Source organism: Bacteroides sp. MSK.20.82 (assembly GCF_019052485.1).
Classification (GTDB): domain Bacteria; phylum Bacteroidota; class Bacteroidia; order Bacteroidales; family Bacteroidaceae; genus Bacteroides; species Bacteroides thetaiotaomicron.
In genome coordinates, this window is sequence record NZ_JAHQUN010000049.1 from 20,361 (window position 1) to 36,818 (window position 16,458).

General features: G+C 44.4%; 11 protein-coding genes. 5 read left to right on the forward strand and 6 right to left on the reverse strand.

The genetic code is table 11. The features are described from left to right. Positions 1 to 453 precede the first annotated feature (453 nt). Complete coding sequence (locus tag KTR07_RS23590) at positions 454 to 1,353, forward strand: AraC family transcriptional regulator (protein WP_008764086.1); 900 nt, start codon at positions 454 to 456, stop codon at positions 1,351 to 1,353. An 11-nt stretch (positions 1,354 to 1,364) separates the two neighbouring features. Here KTR07_RS23590 and KTR07_RS23595 read toward each other — a convergent pair whose 3' ends face one another. The 6 genes from KTR07_RS23595 to KTR07_RS23620 form a co-directional block, all read right to left on the reverse strand. Continuing rightward, positions 1,365 to 3,782 carry a TonB-dependent receptor gene (locus KTR07_RS23595; protein WP_032840464.1) on the reverse strand — a complete coding sequence of 806 codons (2,418 nt, stop codon included), beginning with the start codon at positions 3,780 to 3,782 and terminating at the stop codon, positions 1,365 to 1,367. Positions 3,783 to 3,872: 90 nt separating this feature from the next. Next, positions 3,873 to 4,475 (reverse strand): LuxR C-terminal-related transcriptional regulator, encoded by a 603-nt coding sequence (locus tag KTR07_RS23600; RefSeq protein WP_008764084.1) that lies wholly within the window; start codon positions 4,473 to 4,475, stop codon positions 3,873 to 3,875. Positions 4,476 to 4,490: 15 nt separating this feature from the next. After that, positions 4,491 to 6,143, reverse strand: coding sequence for an NAD(P)/FAD-dependent oxidoreductase (locus KTR07_RS23605; protein ID WP_117981742.1), 1,653 nt, complete (start codon positions 6,141 to 6,143; stop codon positions 4,491 to 4,493). 20 nt (positions 6,144 to 6,163) lie between these two features. Further along, positions 6,164 to 7,531, reverse strand: a complete 1,368-nt coding sequence (gene radA, locus KTR07_RS23610) for a DNA repair protein RadA (RefSeq protein WP_072066141.1) — start codon at positions 7,529 to 7,531, stop codon at positions 6,164 to 6,166. A gap of 12 nt (positions 7,532 to 7,543) precedes the next feature. After that, entirely contained in the window at positions 7,544 to 8,743 is a 1,200-nt protein-coding gene (locus KTR07_RS23615; RefSeq protein WP_008763756.1) for an ATP-binding protein, read from the reverse strand. Between the two features lie 101 nt (positions 8,744 to 8,844). Next, entirely contained in the window at positions 8,845 to 9,882 is a 1,038-nt protein-coding gene (locus tag KTR07_RS23620; RefSeq protein ID WP_048694770.1) for an asparaginase, read from the reverse strand. 400 nt (positions 9,883 to 10,282) lie between these two features. On the opposite strand from KTR07_RS23620, the gene thrA reads away from it, so the two are divergent. The 4 genes from thrA to KTR07_RS23640 are packed head-to-tail and all read left to right on the forward strand — an operon-like array spanning position 10,283 to position 15,863. Then, positions 10,283 to 12,718 carry a bifunctional aspartate kinase/homoserine dehydrogenase I gene (gene thrA / locus KTR07_RS23625; protein WP_008764079.1) on the forward strand — a complete coding sequence of 812 codons (2,436 nt, stop codon included), beginning with the start codon at positions 10,283 to 10,285 and terminating at the stop codon, positions 12,716 to 12,718. Positions 12,719 to 12,733: 15 nt separating this feature from the next. Next, the gene (locus KTR07_RS23630) at positions 12,734 to 13,957 is read left to right on the forward strand and encodes a cofactor-independent phosphoglycerate mutase (protein WP_117981743.1); all 1,224 of its coding nucleotides are present in this window, start codon (positions 12,734 to 12,736) and stop codon (positions 13,955 to 13,957) included. Then, complete coding sequence (gene thrC / locus KTR07_RS23635; protein ID WP_055229370.1) at positions 13,954 to 15,255, forward strand: threonine synthase; 1,302 nt, start codon at positions 13,954 to 13,956, stop codon at positions 15,253 to 15,255. The genes KTR07_RS23630 and thrC overlap by 4 nt, the downstream gene beginning before the upstream one ends. Before the next feature lie 35 nt (positions 15,256 to 15,290). Next, positions 15,291 to 15,863 carry a DNA-3-methyladenine glycosylase I gene (locus KTR07_RS23640; RefSeq protein ID WP_008764076.1) on the forward strand — a complete coding sequence of 191 codons (573 nt, stop codon included), beginning with the start codon at positions 15,291 to 15,293 and terminating at the stop codon, positions 15,861 to 15,863. Positions 15,864 to 16,458: the final 595 nt, after the last annotated feature.

Consider the following 16,458-nt stretch of genomic DNA (forward strand, 5'->3'; position numbering starts at 1 on the left):
AAAGAAATGATAGGAAACTATAAATTATTGAGAACTAACTATATAGAGTTCTATTGGCTATGTTGTAGAGTTTATGTTCATGTCTGTACAGTTTTGAACTAAATGATAGTCAATAGTATCTTAAATCTCCTCCTTCGGGAAGGAGGAGTACCCGTAGGGGGAGGTGGTAGGTGAATGCATAATTCTATCATTTACAAAGAAATAGGTATAAACATTATTTTTCCTACCACCTCGGTCTTCGACCACTCCTCCTTCCCGAAGGAGGAGATTCGAGATAGAATCGACTTTTTAATCTCCCCCAATGGAGATACTACTGTTTTATTCATTTTTCATTCGAAATGAATAAAACAAGGTAAAAAGGAATGCTTTTTTGGTCATTTGGTCGAATGGTGGCTGTTCTGTGCCTGAAATCGATTAAATTTGTCATCGAAATACTCTAATGACTACTGGAATATGGATCATAATATCTTTTTGCTTGATATTTCGCATCTTACTAGCATCGACACATCTTTTTTTATAAAAGGAGAGATTGTTTTATCGGATAACATCGACACTTCTCCTCTGGAGCCTGTGGAACAGTTGCCGCAAAACAACTTTCCCGTTCAGGCGGGAATGTCTATCGTGTTGTTTTCTCTGGAGGGGGAGATGCATATACGGATTTCTTTGAAGGAATATGTCTTGCGTCCGAATATGTTTTGCGTTATAATCACGGGAATGATTTTTGAAGTCCTTTCCATCAATTATGACTTTCGTGGATTTATGATAGCTACCCGAACAGACTTTATGCCTACTACGGAAAAGACGACTCAGGTAATGTCTTTTTATAAATGTTTGCAGAATAGACACTGCTTCACTTTTGCAGAAAAGGAAGCGGGAGAATTTGTCCGGATCTATCGTTCTGCTAAAGCGACTTTGCAGGAGTCAGATCATCCTTTTACGATTCCTATGTTGCAGTCTTACGTACAGATTTTGTATTATAGAATGTTGCCTATAGTGATCAAGGAGGAAGAATCGCAAACGAAGTATTCGCGCACGCGGCAAGAGGAGATTTTTCAGCGTTTCATCGGCGAAGTGGAGAAGCATTACCGGCGGGAACGAAGTGTGAAGTTTTACGCGGACTCGTTGTGCATTTCTCCTAAATATCTTTCTACTGTAGTTTATAAAGTCAGCCGGCAATTGGCAGGGCAGTGGATTGATGCTTATGTAATACTTGAAGCAAAGACATTATTAAAATCGGGGAAGCTGACCATTCAGCAGATCAGCGAACAGCTGAACTTCTCGAATCAATCATTCTTCGGGAAGTTCTTTAAGCGCTGTGCTGGTATGTCTCCAAAGGATTATATGAACAGTTGATCTGTTATTTCTTAGAATCGGCAGCGGAGATCTATTCCGAATTGTACGGGACGTCCTTTCTGCATAAATCCTTTGTTCATCGTTTCAAAGTAGAAGGCTGCATAGTCTTTGTCCAGGAAGTTGCGTGCCCAGAAGCTGATCATTGCATTCCCTTTTTCAAGATTGGCACGCCAGTTCAGTGTGCCGTAGAAGGCTTGGCTGACGTCATTTTGTTCGGTCCAGTAGATGCGTCCGGCAGCATTGTAGTTTGCTTGGAATACAATGCGGTCGAAGATGGAACGGGAGCTACAGGTGATGGCGTATTCTCCTCCGATATTAAGTGTATGCTTGGGGACGAAGGGAACATATTTGCCGTTGTAGTCAGCTTTTACTGTTAGGTTGCCATCCTTGTCTGCTTCATTTATAATATAGTCGGTAAAGGTGGCATACGTATATCCGTAACTTGCGTTCAGACTTAGTTCGTTGGTCACGCTGGCACGGAGGGATGCTTCTGCACCGTAGCTGTTGCTTTTGCCTGCATTGATTGTGGTACGTCCAAGACCGCTGCCGATAAATTGAGAGAGTTGCTGGTCACGGGTATCCATATAGAAAGCTGCAAGGTCGGCCCAGAGTTTTCCTTCCCACAAAGTGAGATGAGTACCCACTTCATAATTCCATGAATATTCCGGTTTATAGGTGGTTGCATCTTTTACTTCGGGTATAGCAGGCATTTTGTCTCCTATCATTCCTTCAATCAATGTGCTGTATTTTTCGAACTCCGCGCTTTTTTTTATGGCTTCTACCATCGAGTGCGCTTGTTGCCCGGTGATTATATCAGAAAACATTTGGACATTATAGCCTCCCGAACGGTAACCTTTGGATACTGTAGCGTAAACGTTATTGCCTTTGCTCCATTCGTATTGTAAGGCAAACTTGGGTAATAATTGGACATAATCTTCAGATAGTTTACCATTGTAGGCAGCGTCTGCTACCAGGTCTTTGGCGGTAATAACCATAGGGCCCATGGCAAAGTTGAAGTCGAAGTTGAGTGGGTCGCTTGCCGAATTGTACTTCATACTCATCTTTTCGTAGTCTAGACGAAGACCTATAGTGAAGGATAGTCCTTTGGTAAAAAGGTTATTGAAGGTTGATTGATGAAAAATGGCTCCGTTCCATATTGGAGTATCAAAGTTGCCACTGACTCTTAACGTAGGGTTAAGAACACTCATGCTCATCTTAGGTGCTTTATTCCCTAAATTTTCAAAGATGCTGTTGGTATTTCCTTCAATAGTTTCTTTTACCCCGTCTTCTTTGAAGGTAACAGGCCCGTCTGTATTCAATGTCTGATAGAATCCAAAGATACCTGTTGTCCATTCCCACTTACGGTTGGGCTTCGATTTAAGCACAATTTCTTCTGAAATAGTATTTAGTTTCTGCTTCTGGGTAAGATTGAATATGTTCTTTTCAGTAAAGTCCTGGTCGAGAAACATTCGGTCTTTCAGATGCTGATAACCGGTAACAGCGCTTAGGATGAAATTCTTGGCTTGATATTCGACATTAAATCCTGCATTCAGCAGGTTACGGTAGTAGTTGCTTCTATCATTATAGGCAATCTTTCCGATCATTTCTTCCCGTTCTTCAGTCTTTCCCTTGTTGAGGCCTTCCTGGGTGATGCCTGTGTAAAAGTAAGGATATCCTCCTTGGTCACTATATTCGTAGCTGACATTCAAGTCTAGTTTAAGGTTATCTTTCGGCAGATAAATACCTCTGAACCGTCCACCTCCTGCATTGCCTTTGTCTACCCGTTCATTATTGCGTGCAGAGTTTTGATAGAATCCTCCGGTATGTTCGTAGAATCCTCCGGTAGAAAAGGCGAATTGGTCGGATATACGGTGGTAATGTGTTAACGATACATTGTAGTCGTTATAAGTTGCTGCTCCCATACGGATATCTGTACCTTGATATGTGAAAGGTGACTTGGTGTGTACCTTGATCAGCCCACCCATTGTATTACGTCCATACAAAGTTCCTTGCGGACCGCGGAGTACATCAATACGTTCTATGTCGGAGTAGTTGAAATCGAAAGCTGATTTATCGATATAGGGGATGTTGTCTACATAGAGTCCGATAGCCGGTGTGTTGATACGTGAACCAATCCCTCGAATATAGATAGAAGTAGTCAGCTTTGATCCATACTCCGGAATGAAAATATTCGGAATGAGTCCGGATAATCTTTTCACGGAGTTCACTTGGTTAGCCTGCATGTCTTTCTGTGACAATACAGTTGTAGCTGCCGGCAGCTCACGTAGTTTCCGGTTTTCTTTCGGAGTGGCGATCACTACCACTTCTTCGATGTCTACTACTTTAAGAGAATCTTTAGGGAAATCTTCAGCCCATGTTGTTCCTGTCATCAGGAGTGCGAGGGCAATCATAATATTCTTTGTTTTCATTCGCAGTTAATTTGTCTGGTGCAAAGTAACGGCAAATATATAAGGTAGGCAATCCTCATTTATTAGGATTATGCTTCATTTTTTAAGAAGTCAGATTCGGTCCGCCTCTATGTATCCGTTCATTACGGCATAGATGGTTAATCCTGATACAGACTTGATTCCAAGTTTTTCCGTGATGTTTTTCCTGTGGGTGATGACGGTAGTCAGACTGATATTCAGTTTGTCGGCAATCTCTTTGTTGATTAATCCTTTGGTAATCAGTACCAGCACCTCTATTTCACGGGCAGATAAGATTTCCTGATGTACCTCCGGCATGGCAATCGGAGGCATATCTTTTACAGGATAGCCGTTGTGGTGTGCATGTTGATGAAGCTTCAAAAGACTTTTCACCAGTTTTTCTTCGGGTTCGTAGATATTGAGCACAGGCACACCCGACAGTTGGAATTGCGGGCTGTCACTGGCCAGCACAATTGTTTTTCGCTTTCGGGGGAGGAAGAAGGCATTGTGTTCAACATAGATTTGCGCCGAGATGAAGTAGTGGGCATACATGTCCGGAGTATCATCCATTAGTTCATTGAAACTATGGAAGGTGCGGATGGTTGCCATTGGGATAATCTCTTCCAATATACTTTTCAGTCCGAGACAAGTGAGGGTGTTGGACTCGATAATGGCTATTTCAGGTTTATTATTCATCTTATCGCTGAGTTTTTACTGTTGGTTTATATAATTAGCTACCGCTTCCGCACACCGTTCTCCATCTACTCCTGCCGAAACAATTCCACCTGCATACCCTGCACCTTCTCCGCAGGGAAACAGTCCGCGAACAGTGACGTGCTGTAACGTCTCCTTATCCCGTACGATGCGGACTGGCGAAGAAGTGCGGGTTTCCACACCAATCATCACCGCTTCATTCGTAAGGAAACCATGACTGCTACGCCCGAACTGCTGAAAACCGAGAGATAACCTTTTGCTGATAAAGTCCGGCATCCAAAAATGAAGCGGGGAAGAAACCAATCCCGGACTATATGAAGACTCCGGTAAATCATAGCTTAACTTCTTGCGGGTAAAGTCCAGCATACGTTGTGCCGGTGCCGTTTGGCGCCTGCCACCCTGCAACCAGCATTGACGTTCCAACTCCTCCTGAAAGTGAAGGGGAGTAAGTTGAGTATTGAGAGTCGAGAGCTGAGAATTGCTCAGCAATGGGTTAATGGCTAATAACTGCTCATTTTGTTGCGCAGCCCATTCTCCATTCTCCATTTTCCATTCTCCATTAATTAAATCTTCCGGTTGAATCTCTACCACCATTCCCGAGTTACTCCAACGCGATCCGCGGTTAGAAGGAGACATTCCGTTTACTACAACTTGTTCCGGGCCGCTGGCGGCAGGAACAATGAAACCGCCGGGACACATACAGAAGCTATAGACTCCTCTGCCTTCAGCTTGTGTCACGAAGCTGTATTCGGCAGCAGGAAGGTATTTCCCCCGTCCGTTCTTATTATGGTATTGTATCTGGTCGATCAGCATAGCCGGATGTTCCAGCCGGACACCGACAGCGATTCCTTTGGCTTCTATCGTAACACCGTTTGCAGCCAGCCAGCGATATACATCTCTTGCGGAATGTCCGGTTGCCAGTATCACAGGACCGAGAAAAGTCTTTCCTGTGTTGGTTTCAATACCTTTGATTTCGTTGTTCTCAATAATCAGTGCATCCATTCTGGTCTGAAAATGCACTTCTCCGCCGCACTCGATAATCGTATTTCGCATATTCTCAATGACACGCGGGAGTTTGTCTGTCCCAATGTGAGGATGGGCATCGGCCAGTATAGCCGCAGAAGCTCCGTGCTGACAGAATACGTTCAGTATCTTGTCTACATTTCCTCTTTTCTTGCTGCGGGTGTAAAGTTTTCCATCCGAATAGGCTCCTGCACCTCCTTCACCAAAGCTATAGTTCGATTCCGGATTTATGGTATGTTCTCTGCTGATTTGTGCCAGATCCTTTTTCCGTTCGCGCACATCTTTTCCCCGTTCTACGATAACCGGACGTAGTCCGAGTTCGATGAGGCGTAAGGCGGCAAACAGTCCGCCGGGACCGGCACCGACTACGATAACCTGTGGCTTGCCTTCCACATTATTATATATAGTGCGTTCGAATTCATCCTCCTTGGGCATCTCATTAATGTATGCCCGTACTTTCAGGTTGACAAAGATAGTCCGTTGACGTGCATCGATGCTCCGTTTCAGTATTCGGGTAGCAGTGATATTACGCAGGTTAATGCCTTTTTCTTTAGATATATATTCTTTCAGTCGCTGTTCGTTTGCTGCGATTTCGGGAAGGATGCGGAGTTGGTATTCTTGTGTCATGGATTTATATTAATTTAAACTTATCCGAAGAGTGCTCTGAATGCCTCTTCCACCTTTCTTACAGGTACTAATTCTATTTTTAGTTTTTGGGTATCAATCCCTTGCAGATTATATTTCGGAAGCAGGAACCGTTTGAATCCTAACTTTTCCGCTTCTCCGATTCGCTGCTCTATTCGATTTACGGGGCGTATCTCTCCCGACAGACCGATTTCTCCTGCCATACAGACTTCCGGTTCGACAGCCGCATCCATATTGGAAGAAAGGATGGCACTGATCACTGCCAGGTCAATAGCCGGATCATTCACCTTCAATCCTCCGGCAATATTCAGAAACACATCTTTCTGCGCAAGCTTGAAGCCTACGCGCTTTTCGAGGACAGCCAGAAGCATATTCATTCTCCGTATATCGAAGCCGGTTGCCGACCGTTGAGGATTTCCATAGACGGCAGAACTCACCAAAGCCTGTGTCTCAATCAGGAACGGGCGTACTCCCTCGATAGCAGAAGCAATCGCTACTCCGCTCATCCCTTCATGATCCTGACTTAACAATAACTCCGAAGGATTGCTGACCTGACGTAATCCGTCCTGACGCATTTCGTAAATACCTAGTTCGGCAGTGCTTCCGAATCGATTCTTGATGCTTCGCAGAATACGGTACATATAATGCTGGTCTCCTTCAAACTGGAGAACTGTATCTACAATATGCTCCAGTACCTTTGGGCCTGCAATACTGCCTTCTTTATTTATATGTCCGATCAGCAGGACGGGTGTATGCGTTTCTTTGGCAAAACGGAGAATCGATGCCGAACATTCCCTTACCTGGGCAATGCTTCCGGGAGATGATTCAATATTTTCCGTGGAAATAGTCTGTATGGAGTCGATAATGACCAGGTCGGGACTGGTGTTCTTGATATGCACGTAAATCTGTTCAAGTGAAGTTTCACAAACGATCAGACAGTCGCTGGAGACTTCCGAAAGGCGGTCGGCGCGTAGTTTCAGCTGTCGTGCGCTTTCTTCACCGGATACATAGAGAATCTTCTTGTCCGGCATACGCAAGATAGTCTGCATGACGAGTGTCGATTTTCCGATTCCTGGTTCGCCGCCGATCAAAACCAGAGAGCCGGGCACAAGTCCTCCGCCCAATACACGATTCAGTTCGTCGTCGTGCATATTGATGCGCGGCTCATCATCGGCTTCTATTTCGCTGAGGATAACAGGTTTCGCTTTCTGCGTCTCGATGCCCGATACCGGACGGCGGTTAGTCGTTTCTTTCCGTACGATCTCTTCTACATACGTATTCCATTCTCCGCACGACGGACACTTGCCCACCCATTTCGGTGATTCCTGTCCGCAGTTACTGCATACATATACGGTTTTTTCTTTTGCCATTTTCTTTTTCCTTTAATATAAGAACCCGAATGCCCATAACGGAATTTTGTTTCCTGCTGAATATTCTATATCATCTGCGGCTATAAATGCCTTTTTGCTGCCAGCTATCTGTTTTCCGTCCTTACTTTTTCCGCCAACTTCTATTGTGTATTTGCTGTCTATCGTGTAGTCTGCACTACGTGTACAGTATTCTACTCTATGCAGATAAGAAAGTTGGTTCACCATAAATACTTCTCTCAATGTGCCCTTGTTCACATCCTTGAAAGTCAGCGCATAAAGTAAATTGGTATTTTCCATGTATATCTTATCCGGTTTTTGTAGCTTTTTGATAGAGTCGTTGTCCGAATAAAGAAGATGAATTAACTTGGCTCTGTCCAAATATTGCAGATAGGCCAGAATGGTGGTACGCGAGAGTTCTGCCAGGGCAGAGAGCTTAGTGATATCCACCATAAACGGAACTTCGGAGGAAAGGATACCTAACAGGCTTTTCAATTTCCGTACATTACTGATATCTACTCCACATTGTTGGGGAAGTTCAATCTCAAGTATCAAATTCGTTATATTCTCGATTCGTGTATAATACTCTGCATTTCCTTCCAGATAAAAAGGATAATACCCATGTTTCAGATAATCCTCAAAATGAGCCAGTGGTCTGCATTGAGAGTTGACCTCATTGCAAATTCCGTCACTGCTCTCCAAGATCTCTTCCAATGTATAGGGGCGGATATGAATCTGATGAAATAACTTCAGATATTCACGGTAAGAGAGTCCTTGCATATTGTATGATATGCATCGGCGTGACAAATCTGCTTCTGCATTCAGAAGTTGAAGTAAGGAGGAGCCTGTGAATACTATTTTCAGTTCGGGAAACTCGTCATATATATTTTTAATCTCCTTGCTCCAGGATGGATATTTATGTACTTCATCCAGAAAGAGACATTTTCCTCCTTTCAGATAAAACTGTTCAGCCAATTCGCTAAGCGTATGTTGAGTGAAATACAGACTATCCAGACTTGTGTATAAGGCGCTCTGACTATCGTTTGCATAATGAAGTTTCAGGTATTGAAGCATTAAAGTCGTTTTTCCGACTCCACGTGCTCCGCGGATGGCAATCAGTCGGTTATCCCAATTGATTGTATCCATTAAGCTCCTGATATAAGTAGTGGAAGTGGCTGTTAGTAACCTTTTATATCTTCTGATTAGTGTATCCATATCCTTATTTGTTTTCTATGGAATACAAAAATAGGCATAATTTGTTCAACGCGCAAAACAAATTCGGATAAAATCTGTTCAACGCATTAAACAAAAGGTCCTTATAGAGTGATCTCACCAGCTATCGACCGATTCATACGATCACGAACCTCATCCGGAGTATATCCGTGTCCCAATAAGAACATCAATTTAGTCACAGCCGATTCTGTCGTACTGTCATATCCGGAGACCACTCCTGCCTGTAGTAGCTGGTACCCCGTTTCGTAACGTTCCATCTCCACCATTCCGGCATTGCACTGGGTTACATTGACAATGACAATCCCCTGCGCACTGGCCTGACAAAGCCTGCGGATAAACCATTCCTTTCGGGGAGCATTGCCGGAACCATACGTTTCGAGTACGACCGCTTTTAATCCTTTGGTCCCTAACATCGTAGCTATTACATTCTCCTGAATGCCGGGGAATAACTTGAGAACCACGATGTTCGTATCCAATAAATAATGTGGCACTAACTCCTGCTTGCTTTTGTTGACATGAATCTGTGCCTGATTATATTTAATGTGAATACCTGCTTCCGCCAATACCGGGTAATTGAATGAGCGGAATGCGTTGAAGTTTTCCGCGTTCATCTTTGTCGTACGGTTTCCCCTCATCAGATGATTCTCAAAGAAGATGCAGACTTCCGGAACGAGTGCTTTCCCCTCCTTATCCTGTGCGGCGGCAATTTCGATACTTGTCATCAGGTTTTCCTTTCCGTCCGTGCGGAGCACCCCTATCGGGAGTTGGGAGCCCGTAAGGATCACAGGTTTGTCCAGTCCTTCCAGCATAAAACTCAGGGCGGAGGCTGTATAAGCCATCGTATCCGTTCCGTGCAAAATAACGAAGCCATGATAGAGATCATAGTTCTCATGAATAATGTGTACCAGCTTTCTCCACATATCGGGTTCCATGTCCGAAGAGTCCATCGGAGGGTCAAACTGATAAGTATCAATCGGGAAGTTGAATTTTTGCAATTCGGGGATATGCCTCTGGAGTTGCTCGAAGTTGAAGTTCTCCAATGCGCCTGTTGCGGTGTTTTCAATCATTCCAATTGTCCCACCGGTGTATATTAACAATACGGAAGTATTTAACGGGGTCATATGCTGGTTTTATGCTGTTGTTTTTGCAAATATAATAATATAAACGATATATAAATAGCAAAATGTCATAAAAGTGCAGGGCTTTTATGGGAGGGAAAAGAGACGGGATGTTCTTTTTATCAGAAAAAAACCGAAAAAAGTGATAGATTGAACGTTTTTATTATTACTTTTGCGACACTTATCAAAAACAATGGTAGAAACAGAGACTATGATGAAGTACTATCCACATACAGTCACATCCATGTGTACCATGACCCTTTGGGGTTAATGGATAGTATTTGTGTATCTACGTGATTCACGCCTGTGTAAGTAGGCAAAACTCAATTTTAATTTTTTCGTAAACAACCAATCACCCTGTAATAACTATACTCGAGGGGATTGTATTTAAATATGTATCTTCATGAAAGTAATGAAATTCGGCGGAACGTCCGTAGGTTCCGTGAACAGCATTTTAAGTGTAAAGAGAATTGTAGAGTCGGCCAGTGAGCCGGTAATTGTAGTTGTTTCCGCGTTAGGGGGCATCACTGACAAATTGATTAATACATCGAAGATGGCGGCAGCCGGAGATTCGGCCTACGAAGGAGAGTTCCGCGAAATCGTCTATCGTCATGTGGAGATGATTAAAGAAGTGATTCCTGCCGGAGCAGGGCAAGTGGCATTGCAACGTCAGATTGGCGAATTGCTGAATGAGTTGAAAGACATTTTCCAGGGTATCTATCTGATCAGAGACCTTTCCCCGAAAACATCGGATACCATTGTCAGCTATGGCGAACGTCTTTCGTCCATCATCGTTGCCGAACTGATCGATGAGGCAAAATGGTTTGATTCGCGTACTTTTATCAAGACTGAAAAGAAGCATAATAAACATACGATTGATGCCGATCTGACTAATCAGTTAGTAAAAGAGGCTTTCCATTCCATTCCGAAAGTGTCGTTGGTTCCCGGATTTATTTCTTCGGATAAGGTGTCGGGAGACGTGACGAATCTCGGTCGTGGTGGTTCGGATTATACGGCTGCCATTATTGCCGCAGCGCTCGATGCCGGCAGTCTGGAGATATGGACCGATGTAGACGGCTTTATGACTGCCGATCCGCGTGTGATCTCAACTGCCTATACTATTTCCGAATTGAGCTATGTAGAAGCAACCGAACTTTGTAACTTCGGTGCGAAAGTTGTTTATCCGCCGACGATCTATCCGGTATGTCATAAGAATATTCCTATTATAATAAAGAATACGTTCAATCCTGACGGAGTGGGAACAGTTATCAAGCAAGAGACTTCCAATCCGCAGAGTAAGGCCATTAAAGGTATTTCCTCTATCAATGATACGAGTCTGATCACTGTTCAGGGGCTGGGTATGGTAGGTGTGATCGGTGTAAACTACCGTATCTTCAAGGCTTTGGCAAAGAATGGAATCAGTGTATTCCTTGTTTCGCAGGCTTCATCAGAGAACAGTACCTCTATCGGTGTTCGGAATGCTGATGCCGATCTGGCTTGTGAAGTGCTGAATGAAGAATTTGCGAAAGAGATCGAGATGGGAGAGATTTCTCCGATCCTTGCAGAGAGAAATCTGGCTACGGTGGCAATCGTTGGCGAGAATATGAAGCATACACCGGGTATAGCAGGTAAGCTCTTCGGTACACTGGGACGTAATGGTATCAATGTAATCGCTTGCGCGCAGGGAGCTTCGGAAACCAACATTTCTTTTGTTGTCGATTCCAAGTCATTGCGTAAATCTCTGAACGTTATCCATGACTCCTTCTTCCTGTCCGAATATCAGGTATTGAATCTCTTTATCTGCGGTATCGGTACGGTTGGCGGCAGTCTGGTAGAACAGATTCGTTGCCAGCAACAGAAGCTGATGATGGAGAACGGATTGAAGTTGCACGTCGTAGGTATCATCGATGCTGCGAAAGCCATGTTCAGTCGTGAGGGATTTGACCTTGCCAATTTCCGTGAGGAGTTGCAGAAGAAAGGCAAGGATAGTAACTTGCAGACGATCCGTGACGAAATAGTCGGAATGAATATCTTCAACTCCGTATTCGTGGATTGTACGGCAAGCCCCGACATTGCATCACTTTACAAAGACCTTTTACAGCACAACGTTTCCGTAGTGGCAGCCAATAAGATCGCTGCGTCTTCGGCTTACGAGAACTATCGCGAACTGAAAACGATTGCCCGTCAACGGGGTGTGAAGTACCTGTTTGAAACAAACGTAGGTGCGGGACTGCCGATTATCAATACCATTAACGACCTGATTCACAGTGGTGACAAGATACTGAAGATTGAAGCTGTACTTTCGGGTACATTGAACTATATCTTTAATAAGATCAGCGCTGACATTCCTTTCAGCCGCACGATCAAGATGGCACAGGAAGAACGTTATTCCGAACCGGACCCGCGTATCGACCTGAGCGGAAAAGACGTGATCCGCAAACTGGTGATTCTGGCACGTGAAGCCGGATACCATATCGAGCAGGAAGACGTAGAAAAGAATCTCTTTGTTCCGAACGACTTCTTCGAAGGTTCGCTGGACGACTTCTGGAAACGAGTGCCGAGCCTCGACGCAGACTTCGAAGCCCGTCGTCAGGTATTGGAGAAAGAACATAAACATTGGCGCTTTGTTGCCAAACTAGAAGACGGAAAAGCCTCTGTCGGCCTTCAGGAAGTGGGTGCCAACCATCCGTTCTACGGACTGGAAGGCAGCAACAACATCATCTTGCTGACTACGGAACGCTATAAAGAATATCCGATGATGATTCAAGGATACGGTGCCGGTGCCGGAGTAACGGCTGCGGGAGTATTCGCTGATATCATGAGTATCGCAAACGTTTAAATAAGGGGTGTTAAAATGAAGCATATTATCATACTGGGAGACGGAATGGCCGACTGGCCAGTGAAGTCATTGGGGGACAAGACGCTCCTGCAATATGCGAAGACGCCTTATATGGATAAGTTAGCCCGCATGGGACGCAATGGACGTTTGATAACTGTTGCCGAAGGTTTCCATCCGGGTAGTGAGGTTGCCAATATGTCCGTGTTGGGATATAATCTTCCGAAAGTGTACGAAGGACGCGGGCCGCTTGAAGCAGCCAGTATCGGTGTAGACCTGAAACCGGGAGAAATGGCGATGCGTTGTAATCTGATTTGCGTGGAAGGAGAGATTCTGAAGAATCACTCTTCCGGACATATATCTACGGAAGAAGCGGATGTACTGATCCAGTATCTGCAAGAGAAGCTGGGGAATGACCGCATACGTTTCCACACAGGAGTTCAGTATCGTCATCTGCTTGTTATCAAGGGGGGGAATAAAGAACTGGATTGCACCCCTCCGCACGATGTTCCGTTGAAACCTTTCCGCCCGTTAATGGTGAAACCCTTAGTGCCGGAAGCGCAGGAAACGGCGGACCTTATCAATGATCTTATTCTTAAATCACAGGAACTGCTGAAGAACCATCCGTTGAATCTGAAACGGATGTCGGAAGGCAAGGACCCTGCAAACAGCATCTGGCCTTGGAGCCCCGGCTATCGTCCGCAGATGCCTGCTTTCTCCGAAACTTTTCCGCAAGTAAAGAAAGGAGCAGTTATTTCGGCTGTCGACTTGATTAACGGAATCGGATATTATGCCGGCTTACGCCGTATTGCGGTAGAGGGAGCCACCGGACTGTATAATACAAATTATGAGAATAAAGTAGCTGCCGCTCTGGAAGCACTGAAGACGGACGATTTCGTTTATCTTCATATCGAGGCCAGTGATGAGGCGGGACACGAAGGGGATATCGATCTGAAACTCCTGACGATAGAGAACCTCGACAAACGTGCTGTAGGCCCTATCTACGAAGCAGTGAAGGACTGGGACGAGCCTGTGGCGATTGCCGTATTGCCCGACCATCCTACTCCCTGCGAACTTCGCACCCATACCTCCGATCCTATACCGTTCCTTATCTGGTATCCGGGCATCGAACCGGATGAAGTGCAGACGTATGACGAGATATCGGCATGCGACGGCATTTACGGTGTGTTGAAAGAAGATGAGTTTATAAAAGAATTTATGAATCAAAAGAATATCCAATGAAATACTATAGTACAAATAAACAAGCGTCGATGGCTTCTTTGCAGGAAGCTGTAGTAAAAGGGCTTGCCGCCGACAGAGGACTTTTCATGCCAATGACTATCAAGCCTCTTCCCCAAGAATTTTACGATACGATAGATACTTTGTCTTTTCAGGAGATTGCTTATCGTGTAGCCGATGCTTTCTTTGGCGAAGACATCCCTGCCGATACCCTGAAACAAATAGTGTATGACACATTGAGCTTTGATGTACCGTTGGTGAAAGTGGCGGACAACATCTATTCTCTGGAACTTTTCCACGGACCGACTCTGGCTTTCAAAGATGTAGGCGGCCGTTTTATGGCACGTTTGCTGGGCTACTTCATCAAGAAAGAAGGGCAGAAGGATGTGAATGTGCTGGTAGCGACTTCCGGTGATACGGGAAGTGCCGTTGCCAACGGTTTTCTGGGGGTGGAAGGTATTCATGTATATGTACTTTACCCGAAAGGAAAAGTCAGCGAAATACAGGAGAAGCAGTTCACTACTTTGGGACAGAATATCACCGCTCTCGAAGTGGACGGAACGTTTGATGATTGTCAGGCACTGGTAAAAGCTGCTTTCATGGATAAGGAACTGAACGAACATCTGTCACTGACTTCCGCCAATTCTATCAATGTAGCCCGCTTCCTGCCGCAAGCATTCTATTATTTCTATGCTTATGCACAGCTGAAGCGTGCCGGAAAAGCCGATAATGCCGTGATTTGTGTTCCTAGCGGAAACTTCGGAAACATCACAGCCGGATTGTTCGGCAAAAAGATGGGCTTGCCTGTCAAACGTTTTATTGCTGCCAACAATCGCAACGATATATTCTATCAATACCTGCAAACAGGTAAATATAATCCCCGCCCATCCGTTGCAACCATTGCCAACGCTATGGACGTGGGTGATCCGAGCAACTTTGCCCGTGTGCTTGACTTGTATGGCGGTTCTCATGCTGACATTTCCGCTGAGATTTCGGGAACTACATATACCGACGAGCAGATTCGCGAAACTGTGAAAGAAACCTGGAAGGAACATCATTACCTGCTCGATCCTCATGGAGCCTGCGGTTATCGCGCTTTGCAAGAAGGACTGAAACAAGGCGAAACGGGAGTCTTCCTTGAAACTGCTCATCCTGCTAAATTCCTTGAAACTGTAGAAAGTATCATTGGCGAAGCGGTAGAAATACCTGCCAAGTTGCAGGAATTTATGAAAGGGGAGAAGAAGAGCTTGCAAATGACGAAAGAATTTGCAGACTTCAAGAAGTATTTGCTTTCTGTTTGATTGGGTTGTTAAAGCAAGGAATAAAAGAAATAATTATGCAAGATATAGTAAACGGACGCTGTGGTTGGTGTGGAACCGACGAACTGTATGTGAAATATCATGATCAGGAGTGGGGAAATTTAGTTACTGACGACAAGACGCTGTTTGAGTTTCTTGTGCTGGAGAGTGCCCAGGCGGGGCTGAGCTGGATAACCATCCTCAGAAAACGGGAGGGTTATCGCAAAGCCTTTTGCGATTTTGATGCCGAACGGGTGGCACAGATGACCGATGAAGATGTAGAACGGTTGATGCACTTTGAAGGCATTGTGAAAAACCGTCTGAAAATCAAATCGACCATTACCAACGCCAGACAATTCCTTGCTATACAAAAGGAGTTCGGTAGTTTTTACGACTACACTCTCTCATTCTTTCCCGACAGAAAGCCTATTGTCAATACCTTTTGTTCATTGAGCGAGATTCCAGCATCTTCTCCCGAATCCGATGCAATGAGTAAGGACATGAAAAAGCGCGGATTCAAATTCTTTGGAACAACGATTTGTTATGCTCACTTACAGGCTTCGGGATTTATCAACGATCACTTGAAGGATTGTATTTGCCGGAAAAAATAAATGACGTGCGGAAATAATTCAAATCTGTTTAGGAATGAACTAAACAGTAGCACACAATAGTAACTCAACTCTCCTCCTTCCCGAAGGAGGAGAATGGAAGATAGAACCGACTATCATTTAGCTCATAACAATACGAAAAGGAATAAATTGCTTTGAGCCGCTCTACTAGAGAATTGAAATATCCAAAATTGCTGTCATCTGTCACCAAATGATAGATAACGCACTGATTATAAACTAATAAAGAGGTGACAGCACAGCGTGACGGCATTGTGACAGCATATTTTGCTATCACAATGTCGTCACGCTGTGTTATTATATCCTGCTACAATAATATACTGACCTCTTGGAATGATAAGTCAGGAATACCTTAGCTTAGTTAGTTTCCATGCAATGAAACTATAGTTCCAAAGCCTTGAAACCAATAGTTTCAAGCTGAAGAAACTTTAGTTCCAAACTGCAGAAACTAAAGTTTCAAGCGCTGGAAACTCTAGTTCCAAGACCGTGAAACTAAAGTTTCATTAGGCAAAAAAATAATAGTTCTGTACTTCCCTAATAATGGTTGACTTGTTTATCTCTAATAGCTGCTATGTGTTGA

Bases quoted from the DNA above. Each gene is read 5' to 3' on its own strand.
- KTR07_RS23590 (WP_008764086.1), top strand. From the start codon at position 454: ATGGATCATAATATCTTTTTGCTTGATATTTCGCATCTTACTAGCATC.
- KTR07_RS23595 (WP_032840464.1), bottom strand. From the start codon at position 3,782: ATGAAAACAAAGAATATTATGATTGCCCTCGCACTCCTGATGACAGGA.
- KTR07_RS23600 (WP_008764084.1), bottom strand. From the start codon at position 4,475: ATGAATAATAAACCTGAAATAGCCATTATCGAGTCCAACACCCTCACT.
- KTR07_RS23605 (WP_117981742.1), bottom strand. From the start codon at position 6,143: ATGACACAAGAATACCAACTCCGCATCCTTCCCGAAATCGCAGCAAAC.
- radA (WP_072066141.1), bottom strand. From the start codon at position 7,531: ATGGCAAAAGAAAAAACCGTATATGTATGCAGTAACTGCGGACAGGAA.
- KTR07_RS23615 (WP_008763756.1), bottom strand. From the start codon at position 8,743: ATGGATACACTAATCAGAAGATATAAAAGGTTACTAACAGCCACTTCC.
- KTR07_RS23620 (WP_048694770.1), bottom strand. From the start codon at position 9,882: ATGACCCCGTTAAATACTTCCGTATTGTTAATATACACCGGTGGGACA.
- thrA (WP_008764079.1), top strand. From the start codon at position 10,283: ATGAAAGTAATGAAATTCGGCGGAACGTCCGTAGGTTCCGTGAACAGC.
- KTR07_RS23630 (WP_117981743.1), top strand. From the start codon at position 12,734: ATGAAGCATATTATCATACTGGGAGACGGAATGGCCGACTGGCCAGTG.
- thrC (WP_055229370.1), top strand. From the start codon at position 13,954: ATGAAATACTATAGTACAAATAAACAAGCGTCGATGGCTTCTTTGCAG.
- KTR07_RS23640 (WP_008764076.1), top strand. From the start codon at position 15,291: ATGCAAGATATAGTAAACGGACGCTGTGGTTGGTGTGGAACCGACGAA.